Consider the following 19,754-nt stretch of genomic DNA (forward strand, 5'->3'; position numbering starts at 1 on the left):
CACCAGCGCCCGGGCTTACCTGCCGGACAGGATCTGGCCTACGTAGTTGGCCACCGCGCGCACCGCGGCGATCGTCCCGGGGTAGTCCATCCGTGTCGGACCGACCACGCCCATGCCGCCCAGCAGCAGGTCGTCGGAGCCGTACCCGATCGACACGACCGAGGTGCTCCGCATCTGCTCGTCCTCATTCTCCTCACCGATCCGCACGGTGACGGCACCGGGGTTGCGGGCGGCGGCGAGCAACTTGAGCACCACCACCTGCTCCTCCAGCGCCTCAAGCACCTGGCGCAGCGAGCCGGGGAAGTCGGCGACGTTCCGGGTGAGGTTCGCCGTGCCGCCGAGCACGAGCCGCTCCTCCGGGTGCTCGACGAGCGACTCCACCAGCACCGTGCAGATGCGCGTCATGATGTCACGCAGCTCGCCGGGGCTCTGCTCGGGCAGTTCGGACACCTTCGCGGCCGCGTCGGCCAGCCGTTTGCCGCTGAGCGTGTTGTTGAGCTGCTCCCGCAGCCGCGCGACCCCGTCGTCGGTCACGACGTCGCCGAGGTCGACCGTGCGCTGGTCGACGCGGCCGGTGTCGGTGATGAGCACCAGCATGAGCCGCGCGGGCGTGAGCGAGACCACCTCGACGTGGCGAACGGTCGAGTTGGTCAGGGTCGGGTACTGGATCACCGCCACCTGGCGCGTGAGCTGCGCGAGCAGCCGGACCGATCGGCGCAATACGTCGTCGAGATCGATCGCGCCGTCGAGGAAGTTCCGGATGGCCCTGCGCTCGGCGGCCGACAGCGGCTTGATCTCCGAGAGCCGGTCGACGAACAGCCGGTAGCCCTTGTCGGTGGGGATGCGTCCCGCGCTCGTGTGCGGCTGGGTGATGTAACCGTCTTCCTCCAGCGCCGCCATGTCGTTCCGGACGGTGGCGCTCGACACACCCAGATCGTGTCGATCCACCAATGCCTTCGAGCCCACGGGCTCCTGGTTCGACACATAGTCGGCAACGATGGCGCGTAGTACCTCGAAACGCCGCTCGTCCGCGCTCGCCAACCGGCACCTCCTCTCGTCGCCCTTCCGACGACGAGTTTACGGTGCTCGCGGCGCTTTGGTGGATCACACGTTGCCAGGGAACCGCAGGTTGACGCCGCTCTGCGACGCCGCCCCTGCCTGCGGCGACGGAGCCGACGGCCAACGCGAGGTGACCACCTTGCGCCGGGTGAAGAAGTGGAAGCCCTCGGGCCCGTAGGCGTGGCTGTCGCCGAACAGTGAGTCCTTCCAGCCGCCGAACGAGTAGTAGCCGACCGGAACCGGGATCGGCACGTTCACCCCGACCATGCCGACCTCCACCTCGTTCTGGAACCGGCGGGCCGCGCCGCCGTCGCCGGTGAAGATCGCCGTGCCGTTGCCGTAGTGGTTGGCGTTGACCAGCGCGAGCGCGGCGTCGTAGTCCTCGGCGCGGACCACCGACAGCACGGGGCCGAAGATCTCGTCGGTGTAGACCGACATCTCGGGCCGCACCCGGTCGAACAACGTCGGGCCGAGCCAGAAACCACCGCCGTCGAGTCCGGGATCGCGGCCGTCGACGACCAGCTCGGCGCCCTCGGCCAGCCCCGCGTCGATGTAGGAGGCGACGCGCTCGCGGTGGGCGGCCGTGACGAGCGGCCCCATCTCCGACTCGGGATCGCGGCCGTCGCCGACTCGCAGGGCCCGCATCCGGTCGGTGATCTTGCTCACCAGCTCGTCGCCGATCGGGTCGACGGCCACGACGACCGACACCGCCATGCACCGCTCCCCCGCGGACCCGAAGCCCGCCGACACCGCCGCGTCCGCGGCGGCGTCCAGGTCGGCGTCCGGCAGTACGACCATGTGGTTCTTCGCCCCACCGAGCGCCTGCACCCGCTTGCCCGCGCCGGTGCCCTTCTCGTAGACGTATCGGGCGATCGGTGTCGAGCCCACGAACGAGATCGCCTTCACGTCCGGATGCTCGAGGAGACCGTCCACCGCGACCTTGTCGCCGTGCAGCACGTTGAGCACGCCGCTGGGCAGGCCGGCCTCGGCGAACAGCTCGGCGATGAAGTTCGCCGCCGAAGGATCCTTCTCGCTGGGCTTGAGCACCACGGTGTTGCCGGCCGCCAGCGCGTTCGGCACGAACCACAGCGGCACCATGGCCGGGAAGTTGAACGGCGAGATCACGCCGACCACGCCGAGCGGCTGGGCGATGGAGTACACGTCGACGCCGCGCGAGGCGTTCTCGCTGTAGCCGCCCTTGAGCAGCTGCGGGGCGCCGCAGGCGTACTCGACGTTCTCGAGTGCCCGGCCCACCTCGCCCGCCGCGTCGGCGAGCACCTTGCCGTGCTCGCTGGTGACGATGCGCGCCAGGTCGTCCTTGCGGGCGGCCAGCAGTTCCCGGAACGCGAACATGATCCGCGTGCGGGCGGCGAGCGAGGTGTCCCGCCAGCCGGGGAAGGCCGCCGAGGCCGCCGCCACGGCCTCCGCGACCTGCCCGGCGCCGGCGAAGTCCACGCGGGCGCGCACCTCGCCGGTGGCGGGGTCGAACACCTCTCCGGTGCGCTGCGCGACCCCGGCCCACGGCTTGCCGTCGATCCAGTGGCTGATGCGGTTGGTCACGAATGTCTCCTCGTCAGCGGTCGGCGGCGTGGATGGCCTCGCCGAGGATGTCCAGGGCCTGGCCTGCCTCGTCGTCGGTGAGCGTCATCGGCGGCGCCAGCCGGATCACGTTGTTGTGCAGCCCGCCTTTGCCGACCAGCAGGCCACGGGCCTTGGTCTCCTCGAGCACGACGGTCGCCGCGGGCGGGTTGGGTTCCGTGCCGCCTGGGTGGACCAGCTCGATGCCGATCATGAGTCCCTTGCCGCGCACGTCGCCGACGACGCCGTGCCGGTCGCCGATCTCGCGCAGCCCGGCAAGCAGCCGGTCGCCGAGCTTGGCCGCGTTTCCCTGCAGATCGTGGTCGAGCAGGTAGTCGAGGGCGGCCTTCGCGCCCGCCGTGGACATCGGGTTGCCGCCGAACGTGGAGATCGAGTTGGCCCCCAGGCAGTCCATGATCTCGCCGCGTGCGACGACGCCGCCGATCGCGAGCCCGTTGCCGAGTCCCTTGGCGAAGGTCATCATGTCCGGCTTCACGCCGTGAGCGTCCATGCCCCAGAAATGCTCGCCGGTGCGTCCCCAGCCGGTCTGGACCTCGTCGGAGATCAGCAGGATGCCGTGTTCGTCGAGGATCTCCTTGAACGCGCCGAACAGCCCGTCGGGCGGGGTGGCGAACCCGCCGACGCCCTGGATCGGCTCGGCGATCAGCGCCGCCACGTCCCCGGACGTGGTGGTCTGGAGGACGTCGCGCAGGTCGTCGGCGCACGCGGCGATGTAGTCGGCGTCGGAGAAGCGCGCGAACGGGCTGCGGTAGCGGTAGCCGCCGTGCACGTAGCTGACCTTCACCGGGGACAGCGAGCTGGCCGACCAGCCGTGGTTGCCGGTGATACCCAGGGTGCCGAACGCCCGGCCGTGGTAGGAGTTGCGCAGCGCCAGGATCTGGTTGCTGCGCCGGTACTGGGTGGCCAGCAGCAACGCGGTCTCGTTGGCCTCGGTGCCGGAGTTGGTGAAGAACACCTTCGCGTTCTCGATCCCGGACAGCTCGGCGATCTGCTCCGCCAGCTCCACCTGCTTGCGGATGAGGTAGAGCGTCGACGTGTGCAGCACGCCGGTGTCCAGCTGGGCCTGGACCGCGTCGCGGATCTCGGCGACGTCGTAGCCGATGGCGTTGGTGAGGATGCCCGCGAAGAAGTCGAGGTAGGTGCGGCCCTCGGAATCGGTGACGTGTCTGCCGCGCGCGCGGACGATCTCGATCGGGTCGGCGTAGTACAGCGACAACCAGTCGGGCATGACCGCCCGGTGCCTGCGGAGGAGGTCCGATTCCGTCATGGCCCGAGTCTCGCGGCGGCCCACGCGCCGGCGCCACGGACAATATGTACGGACTCGCGCCCGTCGCCGTACAGTCTGCTTCTTGGCCCAGGGGGTGACGCACGCATGTACCCGACCGTCGCGGAGGTGCTCGCCCTGCCGGTCGTGCGCCACGGCGGGCCGAAGGTCGTCGCGGGCGCGGACGGCCTGGACGGCCGGGTGCGCTGGGTGCATGTCGCGGAGGTCGCCGACATCGCCCACCTGCTCAAGGGCGGCGAGCTGGTGCTGACCACCGGGATCGCGCTGCCGGACGACGACGCGGCGCTCACCCGCTACGTGGACGAGCTGGCGGGCGTCGGGGTGTCCGGGCTCGTGGTCGAGCTCGTCCGGCACTGGAGCGACGCCCTGCCGCGCGCCCTGGTCGAGGCCGCCGAGAAGCACCGACTGCCGCTGGTCACCCTCTCGCGGGAAACCCGGTACGTCACGGTGACCGAGGCCGTCAACGGCCGGATCGTCGACGCGCAGGTCGCCGAGCTTCGCGCGGCCGCCCAGGTGCACGAGACCTTCACCGAGCTCACCGTCTCCGGCGCGGAGCCGCACGTCGTCCTGCGCGAGGTGGCGCGGCTGACGGGGCAGCCGGTGGTGCTCGAGACGCTGTCGCACGAGGTGCTCGCCTACGACGCCTGCGGCGCCGATCCCGTCGAGCTGCTCGCGGACTGGCAGCGCCGGTCGCGCGCGGTCCGGGTCGGCGAGCGGACCGCCTACGACCCACCCAGCGGCCGGCTGGTGACCGTCGTCGGTGCCCGCGGGCACGACTGGGGCAGGCTCGTCCTGCAGTGCGGCGAGCAGCCACCGCACCGTTCGGTCGTGGTCGCCGAGCGGGCCGCGTCGGCGCTGGCGGTGCACCACCTGCTCGCGCGGGAGGGCGACAGCCTGGAGCGGCAGGCGCACCGGGGCGTGCTGGAGCGGTTGCTCGGTACGCCCGCGGCCTCGGCCGAGCTGGTCGCGCGCGCCGCGGCGCTGCGGGTTCCGCTGACCGGTCACCGGCTCGTCGGCGCCGCCATCCGGCCGCGACTCACCGGCACGGCGAACCCGCCCACGGCGAACTCCGCCCCGGCGCTGCTGCGGGAGCTGGCCGAGGCGACCGCCCTGGCAACGCGGCGGGCCCGGGTCTGCGCACTCGTGGCAAGCGTCGACGACACGAGCGTGCGCGCGTTGCTCTCGCTGTCCCCGCAGGCCGATACCGATGCCGTGCTGCACCGGCTCGCCCGGGAGATCAAACAGGCCAGGCAGGCGGCGCCGCTCGTGATCGCCGTCGGCACGCCCGTCGACTCGGCGGCCGACGCGGGACGCAGCCTGGTCGAGGCCGCGCACGTGGCGGCCGCGGCGCTGCACCGGGACCGGGAGCCGGCGTGCGGCTACCACCGGCTCGAGGACGTGCGGCTGCGCGGGCTGCTCCACCTGCTCGCCGACGACGACCGGCTCGCGGCGTTCGCGGCACGCGAGCTCGGCCCGCTTCTCTCACGCGACACCGCGTCGGGCAGCAGGCTGCTGCCTGCCCTGCGGCACTTCTGTGAGCAGGGTGGCAACAAATCGGCGGCGGCCGCCGCCGCGCACACCTCACGGACCGCCTATTACCAGCAACTCGCGCGCATCGAGCAGGTGCTCGGCGTGCCGCTGGAGGACCCGGAGTCCATGCTGTCGCTGCACGTCGCGCTGCTCGTGCACGACGTGCTCGCCCAATCGAGGGACGGCGACCACTCGACCGAGTAACACAGGTCCGGACCGGGCCCTGCCGATACCCGGAACATGGCCCTGTTCAGCGCTGGATCGCTCGCCGCCTGCACGCTCACGATGCTGTGCGCGGCCGGACCCGTCTCCCCGCCCCCTGAATCCGCCCTGACCCTCACCGTGCGGCAGGCCGACGGGGTCAGCCGGGCCGTGCAGCTGCTGTGCGACCCGGACGCCGGCACACACCCGAAGGCACTCGAGGCGTGCACGGCCCTCGAGCAGGCGGACGGGAACTTCGACGCGCTGGCGACCACGCGCCAGCCGTGCCCGATGATCCACGCGCCGGTGCGCGCCACCGCGCACGGCCACTGGCGCGGCAAGCCGGTGCGCCACACCGCCGACTACAGCAACCCGTGCCTGGCCGACGCCGAGTCGTCGGGCGTGTTCGGGTTCTGACCACTCCCGGGCGCCCCACTCACCCGCCGGCGCCGGTGTCGCAGCGGCGCTCGCACGCTCGCGCCTCGGCCTCCCGGCCGAGTGCACGCAGCAGCCCGGCTTTCGCCAGCCACGCGGCCGGGTCGGCGGGATCGAGGTCGAGCGCCCGGTCGGAGCAGGCGAGTGCGTCACCGGACCTGCCCAGCCGGGCCAGGGCCAGCCCCTGGTTGCGCCACCACAGCGGGTTGCCGGGTTCGAGTGCGCTCGCCCGGGCGAAGCACGCCGCGGCGCGGGCGTAGGCGCCGAGGCCGAAGAGGACGACGCCCTTGTCGTTGTGGCAGGCCGCCGTCTCGGCCAGGGCGAGCGCGCGGTCGTGGCAGTCGAGTGCCTTTTCGGCCAGCCCGATCGCGCTGTAGACCACCGCCTTGCCGTGCCAGGCGGCGGCTGTCTGCCCGAAGCGCAGCGATCGGTCGAAGGCCCGCATCGCCTCGTCGTGCCTGCCGAGTTCGGCCAGCGCTCGTCCTTTGGCCACCAGCGCGCACTGCCAGCCGGGCTCGATCTCCAGGCCCCGGTCGTAGGCCAGGACCGCGTCGCACCACGCACCGAGCTCGGCGAGCAGATCTCCGCGCAACACCCAGGCCCGGCCGTGGCGGGGTGCGATGGCCAGCACGGTGTCGACCTCCCGCAGCGCCTCCTGCCGCCTGCCCTCGGCCTGCCACAGCATCGCCTGCTCGTAGGGCACCTCCGGTTCCCTCGGCAAGATCCGCCGTGCCCGCCGCAGCGCGCGGGCGGCCTCGCGGTGCCGGTCGAGCACGCGCAGCAACCGTCCGCGCGCGAGCCACAGGTAGCCGTCCCGCGGCGCGTACCGCAGGCCGCCGAGGTAGCACTCGAGCGCCTCGGTGAGCCGTCCCGTGGCCTGCAGTGCGAACCCGCGCGCCAGCCAGAGGCTCGCCTCACCCGGGTTGAGCCGCAGTGCGCGGTCGTAGCTCACGACGGCGTCCACGGACCGGCCGAGGTCGTGCAGGGCCAGCCCGTGGACCTGCCACAGGTGCGCCTCCGTCACCGGCTCGTCGGCGGACACGGTGCGCAGGCCCCGCACCGCACAGGCGACGGCCTGCTCGTGATCGCCGAGGTTGCGGAAGCCGAGGCTCTTGTCGACCCAGTCCTGCGCGGACGGTCCGCTCGCGCGGGGGGTGGGCGCCGGGGGCAGCGTCCCGACCGTCGCGCCGTGCGCCTCCCGCAGCCGTTCGCGGACCTCGCCGAAGCCCGATGGCCGATCGGCCGGGTCGGGCCGCACGCAGTCGGCGATCAGCCGGGCGAGATCCGGTGGCAGCTCCCGCGCGCACCCGGACTCCTCCAGATACCGGGCCGCCTTCGCCGGCGGCGGGCACCCCGCGCCGAGCATCGTCAGCAGGAGCACGCCGAAGGCGTAGACGTCGGTGCGCGTGTCGAGTCGCGCGCCGTGGACGAATTGCTCGGGTGCCATGTACCGCGGCGTCCCGATGAGCGTCGTGTGCGGACCGTCCGTGGGTGCGCCCGGCCCGTCCTGGCGGCCGAACACCCGCGCGAGCCCGAAGTCGGCGATCAGCAGCCTGCCGTCACCGGTGAGCAGGCAGTTGGCGGGTTTGATGTCGCGGTGGACGATCCCGAGCTGGTCGTGTGCGTGCCGCATGCCATCGCAGAACTGCAGTCCGAGCCGCAGGGCGTCCCGCGGTTCGAGCGGTCCGGCGCGCAGCCGCCCGCCCAGGTCGCCGCCCGCGGCGTGGTCCATCACCAGGCACGGGAAGCCTTCGAGGTGCTCGAGCCAGTGTGCGGTGACGACGTGGGGATGCGGGTCGAGCGCGAGCCAGGTGGCCGCCTCGCGTTCGAACCGGTGCCGGTCCTCATCGCTCCAGAGCAGCCGCGCGTCGAACGTCTTGACCGCGCGCATCCCCGCGCCTCCCGCGCGTTCGACCAGGTACACGACGCCGAAACCACCCTGCTTGACCTCGCGCACGGTCCAGGTGCCGTCGCGGGCGCTGTGCAGCCGTTGCCCGACCGCGAAATTGGCCCGGCCGGGTGGTTCCGGCGGCAGTGTGCGTAACCCGTTCAGAGCAGTGCGATGGGTCTCGTCGAGGTCGAGTGCACGGCGGTAGGCGGCCCGCGCGGACTCGGTGCGCCCGGCCGCGCGCAGGGCGCGGGCCAGGTCGCAGTGGACGTCCGGCCAGGCGGGGGCCAGCCGCGCGGCCCGGCCGAACACCTCGATCGCCTCGTCGATTCCGCCCCCGGCCAGCAATGCGCGGCCGCGCAGGAGCAACCGTCCGCATTGCCCGCCGTCGTCGTCGCGCAGCAATGGTCTCGGCCCCCTCGGATCGCCCATGATCATTGTTTCGACGGCATTTCTGCGCCGCTACGAAAGTTGTCCCCACTTCGAGCGCAATCGACACACTGTCCTCCGCCCGGGTCAACCGTGAACACTCTGCCAATCCCGGCCGCAGGCCGGGGCCGAGCAATATGCCGCAATGGAGCCGACCACCGCCCAGATTCAGCACCCGGACGGCCGGGTGGAACTCCGCGATGCGTCGTCACTTCACGGCAGCCGGTTCTTCAACGACGAACTCGCCCCGGTGCCCGTCGAGCGGCGAACCTGGTCCACCTACAACTACTTCGCACTGTGGATGGGAATGGCGCACAACATTCCCTCCTACCTGCTCGCCTCGGGCCTGATCGCCATCGGAATGAACTGGATCCAGGCCTTCCTGACGATCACGCTCGGCAACCTGATCGTGCTCATTCCCATGCTGCTCAACAGCCACACGGGAACGAAGTACGGCATCCGTTCCCGGTATTCGCGCGTGCCTTCTACGGCGTGCGCGGGGCGAATCTCGCCGCGCTGCTGCGCGGGTTCGTGGCCTGCGGCTGGTTCGGCATCCAGACCTGGGTCGGCGGGCAGGCCGTCTTCGTCATCCTCGGCAAGCTCGTCGGCGACGGGTGGACCAATGCCGCCGAGGTGCTGGGTCAGCCGTGGACGATGTGGGTCGGGTTCCTCGCGTTCTGGGCCGTCCAGATGCTCATCATCTGGCGAGGCATCGACGCGGTCCGCCGGTTCGAGAACTGGACCGCACCCCTGGTGACGGTCGGCTTCCTCATCCTCCTCGGCTGGGTGCTCGTCGAGGCGGGCGGGCTCGGGCCGATCTTCTCCCAGCCGGGCGAGCTCGGCTGGGGCGCCGACTTCTGGAAGGTGTTCGCGCCGTCGCTGATGGGCATGATCGCCTTCTGGGCCACCCTGTCGCTGAACATGCCGGACTTCACGCGGTTCGGGATGAGCCAGCGCAAGCAGGCGTGGGGCCAGATCCTCGGCCTGCCGACCACGATGTCGCTGATGGCGATCATCTCGGTGATGGTCACCTCGGGTGGCATCGTCATCTACGGTGAGGCCATCTGGGACCCGGTGTTGCTGGCCGCGCGGTTCGACTCCCCGCTCGTCGTGGTGATCGCCCTCATCGGGCTCGGGATCGCCACCATCTCGGCCAACCTCGCGGCCAACGTCGTGAGCCCCTCGTACGACTTCTCCAACGCCTTCCCGAAGCGCGTCAGCTTCCGCGTGGGCGGGCTCATCACGGGCGTCATCGGCATCGCCATCCAGCCGTGGACCCTGATCTCCGATCCCAGCATCTACATCAACGCGTGGCTGAACTTCTACGGCGGCGTGCTGGCCGCCGTCGCCGGTGTGCTCGCCGCCGGTTACTGGGTGGAGGCGCGGACGCGGCTCGCGCTCGCGGACCTCTACTCCGACCGCGGCCGGTACTGGTTCCGCGGCGGCTGGAACTGGCGTGCCCTGGTCGCGACGGCCGCGGGCGCGGTGATCGGCGTCGGCGGGGCCTACTCCAACCCGGGCGCGGGCCCATTCCCCGAGGACGGGCTCATCCCGATGCTGAAGGTGTTCTACGACTACAGCTGGGTCGCCGGTCTGGTGGCCGCGTTCATCGTCTATCTCGCACTGTCCGTGCCCGCATCGCGCGGCCACGACGAGTTCATTCCGGAGGAGGAAACCCATGAGCGAACTGGTGAGAGCCGGGTTGGTACAGCAGCGGTGGACGGGTGACAAGGACTCGATGATCGCCGCCACGGTGGATGCCATCAGCACGGCGGCGTCGGCGGGCGCGCAGGTGGTGTGCCTGCAGGAGCTCTTCTACGGCCCCTATTTCTGCCAGGTCCAGGACACCGAGTACTACTCCTACACCGAGGCCATTCCGGACGGTCCGACGACGCAGCTGATGCAGGAGGTCGCCGAGCGGCACGGTGTGGTGCTCGTGGTGCCGATGTACGAGCAGGAGCAGCCCGGTGTCCTGTACAACACGGCCGCGGTGATCGACGCGGACGGCACCTACCTGGGCAAGTACCGCAAGAACCACATTCCGCAGGTGAAGGGTTTCTGGGAGAAGTTCTACTTCCGGCCCGGCAACCTGGGCTACCCGGTCTTCGACACGGCGGTGGGCCGGATCGGGGTCTACATCTGCTACGACCGGCACTTCCCCGAGGGCTGGCGCGCACTGGGCCTCGCCGGCGCGAGGATCGTGTTCAACCCGTCCGCGACGAGCCGCGGCCTGTCGCAGTACCTGTGGCGGCTCGAGCAGCCCGCCGCCGCGGTGGCCAACGAGTACTACGTCGGCGCCATCAACCGGGTCGGCGTGGAACCGCTGGGGGACAACGACTTCTACGGGCAGTCCTACTTCGCCGACCCGCGGGGCGAGCTGGTCGGCGAGGCCGCCGCCGACGACAAGGACGAGGTCGTGGTGCGGGATCTCGACATGGACAAGCTGGCCGAGGTGCGCCGGCTGTGGGCGTTCTACCGCGACCGCAGGCCGGACTCCTACGACGCGCTCGTGAAGCCGTGAGGGAGTGAGGACGATGCGGACTCTCATCACGGGCGGCACGGTGCTGAGCTCGACCGGAGCCGTCGAGGCCGACGTGCTCGTGGACGGCGAGCGCGTGGCCGCCGTAGCGGCACCCGGGGTGTTCGGTGAGGCCGACACGGTGCTCGACGCCGCCGGGAAGTACGTCCTTCCGGGCGGCATCGACGCCCACACGCACATGGAGATGCCCTTCGGCGGCACGTTCTCCTCGGACACGTTCGAGACGGGCACGCGGGCGGCCGCATGGGGTGGGACGACCACCATCATCGACTTCGCCGTCCAGCCCAAGGGCAGTTCGCTCTTGTCCACACTGGACAATTGGCACGAGAAGGCCGACGGCGACTGCGCCATCGACTACGGCTTCCACATGATCGTCTCCGACGTCAACGACGCCACACTCAAGGAGATGGAGTCGTGTGTGGACGCCGGGGTGAGCAGCTTCAAGATGTTCATGGCCTATCCCGGGGTGTTCTACTCGACCGACGGCGAGATCCTGCGCGCCATGCACAAGGCCGCGGGCATCGGCGCCACGATCATGATGCACGCCGAGAACGGCATCGCGATCGACCAGCTCGTGGCGCAGGCGCTGGCCGAGGGCAAGGGTGAGCCCGAGCAGCACGGGCTCACCAGGCCGCCGGAGCTGGAGGGCGAGGCGACGTCGCGCGCCATCACCCTGGCCAAGGTCACGGCAAGCCCGCTCTACATCGTGCACCTCTCGGCCGCGCAGGCGCTGGCCGCCGTGGCCGCGGCCCGCGACGACGGGCAGAACGTCTTCGCCGAGACCTGTCCGCAGTATCTCTACCTGTCCATCGAGGACCTCGCGAAGCCGGACTTCGAGGGCGCGAAGTACGTGGCCTCTCCCCCGCTGCGCCCGAAGGAGCACCAGACCGACCTCTGGCGGGGGCTGCGGACGAACGACCTGTCCGTCGTCTCCACCGACCACTGCCCGTTCTGCTTCAAGGACCAGAAGGAGCTCGGCCGCGGCGACTTCTCGAAGATCCCCAACGGGATGCCGGGCGTCGAGCACCGCATGGACCTGCTGCACCAGGGCGTGGTGGCCGGCGAGATCTCGCTGGCCCGCTGGGTCGAGACGTGCTCGACGACGCCGGCCCGGATGTTCGGGTTGTACCCGCGCAAGGGCGTGATCGCGCCGGGAGCCGACGCCGACATCGTGATCTACGACCCCACGGCGGAGCAGACGATCTCGGCCGCCACGCATCACATGGCCGTCGACTACTCCGCCTACGAAGGCCTGCGCATCACCGGCAAGGTCGAGACGGTGCTCTCCCGTGGCCGGGTCGTGGTCGACCGCGGCGAGTACCACGGATCGGCCGGGCACGGCCGGTTCCTGTCCCGCGACCTGTGCCAGTACCTGAGCTGAGGGGGCCGTGATGGACTTCGGAGTGGTGCTGCAGACGGACCCGCCCGCCGACGACGTCGTCCGGCTGATGGCACTCGCGGAGGCCGAGGGCTTCGGCTACGGCTGGACGTTCGACTCGGTGGTGCTCTGGCAGGAGCCGTTCGTCATCTACTCGCGGATCCTGGCGGCGACGTCGTCGATGACGGTCGGGCCGATGGTGACCAGTCCGGGCACGCGGGACTGGTCGGTGCTCGCGTCGTTGTTCGCGACGCTCAACGACATGTACGGCAACCGGACGGTGTGCGGCATCGGCCGCGGCGACTCCGCACACCGCGTGGTCGGCAAGCTACCGTCCACATTGGCCACACTCCGGGAGTGCATGCACACGGTCAAGGAGCTTGCCGAGGGCCGGGAGGCCACGCTGCACGGTGCGCCGGTGCGGATCCCGTGGGTCCGCGACGGCCGCCTGGAGATGTGGATGGCCGGGTACGGGCCGAAGGCATTGCGGACGGTCGGCGAGCACGCCGACGGATTCATCCTGCAGTGCGCCGACCCGGCCATCGCCCGGTGGACGATCGGGGCGGTGCGGCAAGCGGCGCGGGCGGCGGGGCGCGATCCCGAGGGCCTCACCGTGTGCGTCGCCGCCCCGGCGTACGTCGGAGACGACCTGTCGCACCAGCGCGAGCAACTGCGCTGGTTCGGCGGGATGGTCGGCAACCATGTGGCCGACCTCGTGACCCGCTACGGCGCCACCGGCCCCGTGCCGCGTGAGCTCACCGACTACATCGCCGGCCGTGAGGGGTACGACTACGCCCACCACGGCCGGGCGGGCAACCCGTCGACCGACTTCGTGCCCGACGAGATCGTCGACCGGTTCTGCCTGCTCGGTCCGGCGGCGGCGCACGTGCAGCGGCTCGAGGAGCTCGCGGAGCTCGGCGTCGACCAGTTCGCCGTCTACCTCATGCACGACCAGCGGGAGGAGACGCTGCGCGCGTACGGCCAGGAGGTGATCCCCAAGCTGCGCCGGTGAGGCTCAGACCAGCGCCTGGTACACGAGCTGCCGCAACTGCTGGCGCAGCGGGTGCGTGCTCGACGGCATGAGCTGGGTGAAGAACAGCACCGTGAGCTCCTCGGCCGGGTCGACCCAGAACGCGGTGCTCGCCGCCCCGCCCCAGGCGTACTCCCCCACACTGGCGAGGGTCTTGGCCTTCACCGGGTCCTGCAGCACGGAGAAGCCGAGCCCGAAGCCGTAGCCGTCGAAGGGCATCTCGGCGAACAGGGGTCTGCCGAACTGCTCGAGGTCGGCACCGCCCGGTAGGTGGTTGCGGGTCATCAGGTCCACCGTGCGCGGGCCCAGCAGCCGCACGCCGCCGAGCTCGCCACGCTGCAGCAGGAACTGGGTGAACCGGTGGTAGTCGGCGGCCGTGGAGACGAGGCCGCCGCCGCCCTGCAAGCAGGCCGGTCTGCGGGTGGCGGCGCGCCCGAGGTTGTCGTTGCGGATGGCCCGCCGGGTGCCTGCCTGGGGCACGTACAGCGCGGCGAGCCGCTCGGCGTCGGCGCCCTCGACGTGGAACGCCGTGCCGGTCATACCGAGCGGCGTGAAGATGCGCTCGGCGAAGAACTCGTCGAGCGGCCTGCCCAACACGACCTCGACGAGCCTGCCCAGCACGTCGGTGGCCACGGAGTAGTTCCACTCGCTGCCGGGCTGGAACACCAGCGGCAGGGCGGCCCACGCCTCGCAGCACTCGGCGAGGGTCTTGCCGGGCGGCGTGCTCCACTCGAACCCCTCGGCGCGATACATCGCGTCCACCGGGTGGGCGTGGTGGAAGCCGTAGGTGAGACCGGCCGTGTGGGTGAGCAGGTGCCACACGCGGATCGGCTCGGTGGCGGGCTCGGTGACCGGCCGGAGCGCGGACCCCTTGGTGTAGACCCGCATGTCGGTGAACTCCGGCAGCCAGCGGTGGATCGGGTCGGTGAGTTCGAAGGCGCCCTCCTCGTAGAGGAGCATCGCGGCGACCGACGTGATCGGCTTGGTCATCGAGTAGATGCGCCAGCGGGTGTCCACCTCGACCGGCAACCCGGCTTCCACGTCCCGGTGGCCGCGGGCCGAGACGTGCGCGACCTTGCCGTAGCGGGAGACGACGGTCAGCCAGCCGGGCAGCAGGCCGTCGTCGACGTAGCGGGCCATGCGGGTGTCCAGGCGGTGCAGGCGCTGCGGGTCCAGTCCCAGCTCGGCGGGGTCGGCCTCGACCTTGAGCTCCGTCATGCCGCAGTTCTACCGGACGACGGCCGCCTCTTCCTTGGCCCGTTCGGCTGCTTTTTCCCGCCGCCACGTCTCGTCGTCGGCGCCCCGGCGCCAGTACCCGGAGATCGACAACAGCTCGCGGGAGACGCCACGCTCGGTCAGCAGGTGCCTGCGGAGCTCTCGGACGAACCCGGCCTCGCCGTGCACGAACGCCTGCACGGTGCCCTCGCCGAACTCGAACGCCCGGACCGCCTCGACGAGGTCGTCTCCTGCGGCCCGGTGCAGCCAGCGGACGCGCGCGTCGGCCTTCGTGGCGATCGGCACCTCCTCGGACTCGTCCTCGACCAGGATGAACGCGTGCGCCGGCATGCCGTCGGGCACGGCCTCCAGCGACGCGGCGATGGCAGGCAGCGCGCTCTCGTCCCCGACCAGAAGGTGCCAGTCGACGTCGGCACGGGGCGCGTAGGCACCGCCGGGCCCCACGAGCAGCACCTCGTCGCCGGGGACCAGCCGAGCGGCCCACGGCCCGGCGAGGCCGGAGTCGCCGTGGTACACGAAGTCGAGCGTCAGCTCGCCGGCGGCGGCGTCGTAGTGGCGCACGGTGTAGCTGCGCATCCGGGGCCAGTGCTCGCGCGGCAGCTCGGCCTTGATGGTGCGCATGTCGAGCGGCTCGGGATAGCGCACGCCCGGCGCGGGGAAGAGCACCTTGACGTAGGCGTCGGTGAAGGCGTTGGGCACGAAATCCGCCAGGCCCTCGCCCCCCGCGACGACGCGGATCAGGTGCGGCGTGAGACGCTCGGTGCGCAGGACCCGCAACCGGATCACCGGCTTGCCGCTGCTCCGGTCTCGTTCTTGCGCCATGCCGGCCTCCTCACGTCGTGGTCACTCCCGGCGAACTAAGGCTACCCTAATTTGCTGCTCCTACTCACTCTCGTGCAGCAGTGAAGGTGACGGGCCGTGGCCGGGGCGCCGCCAGGGCGGTGAGGACGCTGGTGCCGCCGACGACGAGAAGGCCACCGGCGACCACCGCGCCCAGCACGGGCCACGGCACGACGAGGATCCCTGCCAGTACGGGGCGAAGGCCTGCGGCACGAAACCGAGGTCGCGCGACAACCCGGTCTGCACCCGCATGGCCGCGAGCCCGAGCGACACCCCGGCCCAGTCCCGAGCACACCCAGCAGCACGGCTTCCCCGAGCAGCAGGCGGCGCAGCCGCCCGCGCCCGGCTCCCGCCAGGCGCGGCAGCGCGAGCTCGCGCCGCCGCTGGGCGACCGTGAACGCGAACGTCGAGCCGCCGGACAGCTCGCGCGGCCGGTGCTTCCTGCGTTCGTCGAGACCGACGCGCGCAAGCACCTGCCGCACCTCGGCGCGCGCGACCCGGTGCCCGGCGAGCGTGAGCGGCAGCGCGACGTTCTGTTCTGCGGTGAGCGAGCCGACCAGGTTGAAGGTCTGGAACACGAAGCCGATCCGGTGCCTGGGTGATGTCCTGCTCGCCGAGCAGCACCCGGCCGGCGTCGGGGCGGTCCAGGCCGGCGGCGCGGTGCAGCGGCGTCGACTTGCCGGACCCCGACGGGCCATCATGGCCGTCCAGGATCCGCGTGCGCAGGCGAGGCGCACGCCGTCGAGGGCGCGGACCGGCGCGTGCCGGTCGCCGTAGTGCCTGCTCACGCCGCGCAGCTCGACGGCAGCCTGCGCATGACTCGGATCGTCCCGGCGAGGAATTCGCAGCGGTGTCGTCATGGATCGATTTCATCGTGAGTACACGGCAGGCACAGCGGGCTCCGCCCCCGAGCCGGCGGTGGGGCTGGCCCTGCCCGGTGAGTGCGTACTGAGCCGACGACCTACCAGCCGGGTGAGCCCTCTTGACACCCTGCCAACAAGCGGCGAACGTGTGGCGCATGACGCAGTTCGACTACGACGTCCTGGTCATCGGCTCGGGGTTCGGCGGCAGCGTCAGCGCCCTGCGCCTCACCGAGAAGGGCTACCGCGTCGGCGTGCTCGAAATGGGCAGACGATTCGCCGACCGCGAGCTGCCGAAGACGTCGTGGCGACTGCGCGACTACCTCTTCGCGCCCGCGCTCGGCTGTACCGGCATCCTCCGCATCACGCCGCTCAAGGAGGCGATGATCCTCTCCGGCGCGGGAGTCGGCGGTGGCTCCCTGGTCTACGCCAACACCCTGTACGAGCCGCCGGACGCCTTCTACGCCGACCGCCAGTGGGCCCACATCACCGACTGGAAGGACGAACTCGCCCCGTACTACGACCAGGCCAAGCGCATGCTCGGCGTCACGCGGTACCCGCTCACCACACCCGCCGACGAGATCATGCGGGCGGTCGCCGAGGACATGGGCATCGGGCACACCTACGGGCCGACGCCGGTCGGGGTCTTCTTCGGCGAGGACGGCACCCGGCCCGGCACCACGGTGCCCGACCCGTTCTTCGGCGGCGCGGGACCCGAGCGGCGCACCTGCACCCACTGCGGCGAGTGCATGACGGGCTGCCGGCACAACGCCAAGAACACCACGGTCAAGAACTACCTGTACCTCGCCGAGCGGGCGGGCGCGCGCGTCCACCCACTCACCACCGTCACCGAGGTCCGGCCCCTGCCCTCGGGCGGCTACGCGGTCGCCACCGCTCGCACCGGACGGCCGTGGCAGAAACGGACCTTCACCGCCGAACAGGTGATCTTTTCCGCCGCCGCGCTCGGCACGCAGCGACTGCTGCACCGGATGCGCGACCGCGGTGTGCTCCCCCGCCTCTCTCCCCGCGTGGGCGTGCTGGCCCGGACCAACTCCGAGGCCATCCTCGCCGCGCGCTCCCTGCGGCCCGGCACCGAGTACCACCGCGGCGTCGCCATCACCTCGTCGATCCATCCGGACGAGGTGACCCATGTCGAGCCGGTGCGCTACGGCAAGGGCAGCAACCTCCTCGGGCTGCTGGGGGCCGTCCTCGTCGACCCCCAGCCGGGCACACCACGCTGGTTGCTCGGCCTGCGGGAGATGTGGCGGCAACGGCGGCACCTGCCCAAGCTGCACAATCCGCGGCACTGGTCGGAGCAGACCATCGCGCTGCTGGTGATGCAGACGCTCGACAACTCCGTCACCACCTACACCAAGCGAGGGCGGCTGAAGACCAAACAGGGCATCGGCGAGCCGAACCCGATCTGGATCCCGGCGGGGCACGAGGTGACGCGCCGGGTGGCCGAGAAGATCGACGGCCTGCCGGGCGGCGGCTGGAACGACCTCGCCAACATCCCCCTCACCGGCCACTTCATCGGCGGCTGCGTCATCGGCGACTCCCCCGACACCGGCGTCGTCGACCCCTATCAGCGGCTCTACGGCTACGAGGGCCTGCACGTGGTGGACGGCTCGGCGATCTCGGCGAATCTCGGGGTCAACCCGTCGCTCACGATCACGGCACAGGCGGAGCGCGCGATGGCGTTCTGGCCCAACAAGGGGCAGCGCGACGAGCGTCCGCCGCTGGGCTCGCCCTACCGCCGGATCACGCCCGTCGCACCGAAGAACCCGGTCGTGCCGGAGGCCGCACCGGGCGCCCTCCGGCTGCCCCTGTTCCCGGCATAACCGGGCTCAGCATGAGAAACTCCACGCTATGACCGCCGACTCGGCGCCAAGGTGGCGAAGACTGGAACCCGACGAACGCAGGGAGCAGATCTTCGCCTGTGCGGCCGAGTTGTTCGGCGAGCGTCCGTACGCCGCCGTGTCGACGGCGGACATCGCGGCCAGGGCGGGCGTCGCGCGGGGCCTCATCAACCACTACTTCGGCACCAAGCGCGAGCTCTACCTGGCCGTCGTGCGGCGGGCCCTGACAGTGCCGACGACGGCCATGGAGCAGCTGCCGTCGGGATCCCTGGCGGAACGCACCGAGGCCGCCGTCGAGTGGTTCCTCGACATGGTGAGCAAGCAGCACAAGATGTGGCTCGCCGCGATCACGCCGGAAGGGATCGGGCGGGACGTCGAGGTCGAGCGCATCCTCGACGAGGCCGACCGGGAGGCGGCGGACCGCGTCCTGGAGGCCATGGGCTTCGATCGCGCCGACGAACGCTGGAACCAGCTCAACGCCCTGGTGCGCGCGTACGGCGGCATGGTCAAGGCGGCGGGCCGCGAGTGGCTCGTCCGCGGCACGCTGAACCGGGAGCAGGTGCACACGCTGCTGAGCGGTGTCCTGCTCACCCTCGTCTCCGACGTGATGCCGCGGGTCCGCGAGCAGAGCGGCAGCCGCAGCTGAGCACGCTCACCCTGGCTTGCGCATCCGGGCGATGCAGTCGGTGACCAGGCTCCCGAAGTAGAGCGTGCCGTCGCGTTCCCGCACGCCGGTCAGCATGTGAAAGCCGTCGATCTCCCCGCTGAGGCGGTGCACGACCGTGCCGTCCGCCGCCACGCCGAGCACGCCGCACGTCCGCGCCGGGGCGGGTTGCAGGCGCGCGGGCAGCCTGCGGACCAGTGAGCGCACCGGCGCGGGGAGGCGGCGGACCCGGCTCAGCGACGCCACCCTCGGGCTCGCTTGGCTCACCCAGATCAGCCCGTCGCTGCCGGTGGCGATGTTGTCCGGGAAGCCGGCAAGGTCGGTGAGGAAGTCCTCGGTCTCCCCCGCGCGCTCGCCGGTCAGCCACACGCGGCGCACGCGGAACGCCGACGTCTCGGCAACGGCCACGAACGACTCGTCCGGCGCGAGCGCGACCCCGTTGGCGAACTGGAGCCCGTCGGCGAGACGCTCGACCGCGCCACCGGGCGTGCGGCGGTAGAGGCGGCCGGTACCGGTCTGTTCGATGAGGTCGTCGCGCCACCGTGCGATCGGGTAGCGCGTGGAGGAGTCGGTGAAGTAGATCGTGCCGTCGGCGGCCACCGCGGCGTTGTTGCAGAAGAGCATGGCGGCGCCGTCGACGTCGGTGACGAGCGTGCGGACGTCGCCGGTGCGCGGCGACACGGCCAGCAGCCCGCGGTGGGCGTCGCACACGAGGAGTTCCCCGTCGCCGAGGAACTCGAGCCCGAGCGGGCGGCCCCCGGTGTCGGCGATGGTGTCGATCCGTGTCGTGCCGGGATGAATCCGCACGATCCGGCCGTCGTCCAGTCCGGTGTAGACGCTTCCTTCGCCGTCGGCGAGCACGTCCTCCGGCCCGCGTCCGTTCACCGGGATGAGCGTCACGTCGCCGAACCGCGTCATCGCG

16 protein-coding genes and 2 pseudogenes are annotated in these 19,754 nt (G+C 71.3%); 9 read left to right on the forward strand and 9 right to left on the reverse strand.

The window, feature by feature from the left end; all coding sequences use genetic code 11:
- Window positions 1–15: 15 nt before the first annotated feature.
- From hrcA to ACFSZT_RS22225, 3 genes are all read right to left on the reverse strand, one after another.
- Window positions 16–1,041: a heat-inducible transcriptional repressor HrcA gene (hrcA, locus tag ACFSZT_RS22215; protein WP_377386424.1), complete on the reverse strand. Its 1,026-nt coding sequence runs from the start codon at window positions 1,039–1,041 to the stop codon at window positions 16–18.
- 63 nt (window positions 1,042–1,104) lie between these two features.
- A complete protein-coding gene (locus ACFSZT_RS22220) occupies window positions 1,105–2,619 on the reverse strand; it encodes a CoA-acylating methylmalonate-semialdehyde dehydrogenase (protein ID WP_377386427.1) in 1,515 nt (504 codons plus the stop codon).
- A 13-nt stretch (window positions 2,620–2,632) separates the two neighbouring features.
- Window positions 2,633–3,925, reverse strand: coding sequence for an aspartate aminotransferase family protein (locus tag ACFSZT_RS22225; protein WP_377386430.1), 1,293 nt, complete (start codon window positions 3,923–3,925; stop codon window positions 2,633–2,635).
- Between the two features lie 105 nt (window positions 3,926–4,030).
- Here ACFSZT_RS22225 and ACFSZT_RS22230 point away from each other — a divergent pair, with 105 nt between their 5' ends.
- Together ACFSZT_RS22230 and ACFSZT_RS22235 are read left to right on the forward strand one after the other, a co-directional pair.
- On the forward strand, window positions 4,031–5,677 hold the full coding sequence (locus tag ACFSZT_RS22230) for a PucR family transcriptional regulator (protein WP_377386433.1): 1,647 nt from the start codon (window positions 4,031–4,033) through the stop codon (window positions 5,675–5,677).
- Between the two features lie 36 nt (window positions 5,678–5,713).
- A complete protein-coding gene (locus tag ACFSZT_RS22235) occupies window positions 5,714–6,091 on the forward strand; it encodes an SSI family serine proteinase inhibitor (RefSeq protein ID WP_377386435.1) in 378 nt (125 codons plus the stop codon).
- 19 nt (window positions 6,092–6,110) lie between these two features.
- Here ACFSZT_RS22235 and ACFSZT_RS22240 read toward each other — a convergent pair whose 3' ends face one another.
- Window positions 6,111–8,429 carry a tetratricopeptide repeat protein gene (locus ACFSZT_RS22240; protein ID WP_377386438.1) on the reverse strand — a complete coding sequence of 773 codons (2,319 nt, stop codon included), beginning with the start codon at window positions 8,427–8,429 and terminating at the stop codon, window positions 6,111–6,113.
- A 304-nt stretch (window positions 8,430–8,733) separates the two neighbouring features.
- On the opposite strand from ACFSZT_RS22240, the pseudogene ACFSZT_RS22245 reads away from it, so the two are divergent.
- The 4 genes and pseudogenes from ACFSZT_RS22245 to ACFSZT_RS22260 all read left to right on the forward strand — a co-directional run bounded on the left by ACFSZT_RS22245 (window position 8,734) and on the right by ACFSZT_RS22260 (window position 13,355).
- Window positions 8,734–10,154, forward strand: a pseudogene (locus tag ACFSZT_RS22245) (NCS1 family nucleobase:cation symporter-1).
- On the forward strand, window positions 10,105–10,947 hold the full coding sequence (locus tag ACFSZT_RS22250) for a nitrilase-related carbon-nitrogen hydrolase (RefSeq protein WP_377386441.1): 843 nt from the start codon (window positions 10,105–10,107) through the stop codon (window positions 10,945–10,947). The pseudogene ACFSZT_RS22245 and the gene ACFSZT_RS22250 overlap by 50 nt, the downstream one beginning before the upstream one ends.
- A 13-nt stretch (window positions 10,948–10,960) precedes the next feature.
- Window positions 10,961–12,346 (forward strand): dihydropyrimidinase, encoded by a 1,386-nt coding sequence (gene hydA, locus ACFSZT_RS22255; RefSeq protein WP_377386444.1) that lies wholly within the window; start codon window positions 10,961–10,963, stop codon window positions 12,344–12,346.
- Between the two features lie 10 nt (window positions 12,347–12,356).
- On the forward strand, window positions 12,357–13,355 hold the full coding sequence (locus ACFSZT_RS22260; RefSeq protein WP_377386447.1) for a TIGR03842 family LLM class F420-dependent oxidoreductase: 999 nt from the start codon (window positions 12,357–12,359) through the stop codon (window positions 13,353–13,355).
- A 3-nt stretch (window positions 13,356–13,358) separates the two neighbouring features.
- Here ACFSZT_RS22260 and ACFSZT_RS22265 read toward each other — a convergent pair whose 3' ends face one another.
- From ACFSZT_RS22265 to ACFSZT_RS22280, 4 genes and pseudogenes are all read right to left on the reverse strand, one after another.
- Window positions 13,359–14,591, reverse strand: a complete 1,233-nt coding sequence (locus tag ACFSZT_RS22265) for a serine hydrolase domain-containing protein (RefSeq protein WP_377386450.1) — start codon at window positions 14,589–14,591, stop codon at window positions 13,359–13,361.
- Window positions 14,592–14,600: 9 nt separating this feature from the next.
- The gene (locus ACFSZT_RS22270; protein ID WP_377386452.1) at window positions 14,601–15,431 is read right to left on the reverse strand and encodes a siderophore-interacting protein; all 831 of its coding nucleotides are present in this window, start codon (window positions 15,429–15,431) and stop codon (window positions 14,601–14,603) included.
- A gap of 64 nt (window positions 15,432–15,495) precedes the next feature.
- Complete coding sequence (locus tag ACFSZT_RS22275; RefSeq protein ID WP_377386896.1) at window positions 15,496–15,621, reverse strand: hypothetical protein; 126 nt, start codon at window positions 15,619–15,621, stop codon at window positions 15,496–15,498.
- A gap of 157 nt (window positions 15,622–15,778) precedes the next feature.
- Window positions 15,779–15,931: pseudogene (locus ACFSZT_RS22280) on the reverse strand (hypothetical protein); the annotation flags it as partial.
- Between ACFSZT_RS22280 and ACFSZT_RS22285 the strand changes: the two are divergent.
- The 3 genes from ACFSZT_RS22285 (at window position 15,884) to ACFSZT_RS22295 (ending at window position 18,814) form a co-directional block, all read left to right on the forward strand.
- Complete coding sequence (locus ACFSZT_RS22285) at window positions 15,884–16,051, forward strand: hypothetical protein (RefSeq protein ID WP_377386899.1); 168 nt, start codon at window positions 15,884–15,886, stop codon at window positions 16,049–16,051. The pseudogene ACFSZT_RS22280 and the gene ACFSZT_RS22285 overlap by 48 nt on opposite strands.
- A 416-nt stretch (window positions 16,052–16,467) precedes the next feature.
- Window positions 16,468–18,150 carry a GMC family oxidoreductase N-terminal domain-containing protein gene (locus ACFSZT_RS22290; RefSeq protein ID WP_377386455.1) on the forward strand — a complete coding sequence of 561 codons (1,683 nt, stop codon included), beginning with the start codon at window positions 16,468–16,470 and terminating at the stop codon, window positions 18,148–18,150.
- A 28-nt stretch (window positions 18,151–18,178) separates the two neighbouring features.
- Window positions 18,179–18,814: a TetR/AcrR family transcriptional regulator gene (locus ACFSZT_RS22295; RefSeq protein ID WP_377386458.1), complete on the forward strand. Its 636-nt coding sequence runs from the start codon at window positions 18,179–18,181 to the stop codon at window positions 18,812–18,814.
- Between the two features lie 6 nt (window positions 18,815–18,820).
- Here ACFSZT_RS22295 and ACFSZT_RS22300 read toward each other — a convergent pair whose 3' ends face one another.
- Complete coding sequence (locus ACFSZT_RS22300; protein WP_377386461.1) at window positions 18,821–19,750, reverse strand: SMP-30/gluconolactonase/LRE family protein; 930 nt, start codon at window positions 19,748–19,750, stop codon at window positions 18,821–18,823.
- Window positions 19,751–19,754 lie beyond the last annotated feature (4 nt).

This window comes from Prauserella oleivorans, assembly GCF_042685745.1.
Classification (GTDB): domain Bacteria; phylum Actinomycetota; class Actinomycetes; order Mycobacteriales; family Pseudonocardiaceae; genus Prauserella_A; species Prauserella_A oleivorans.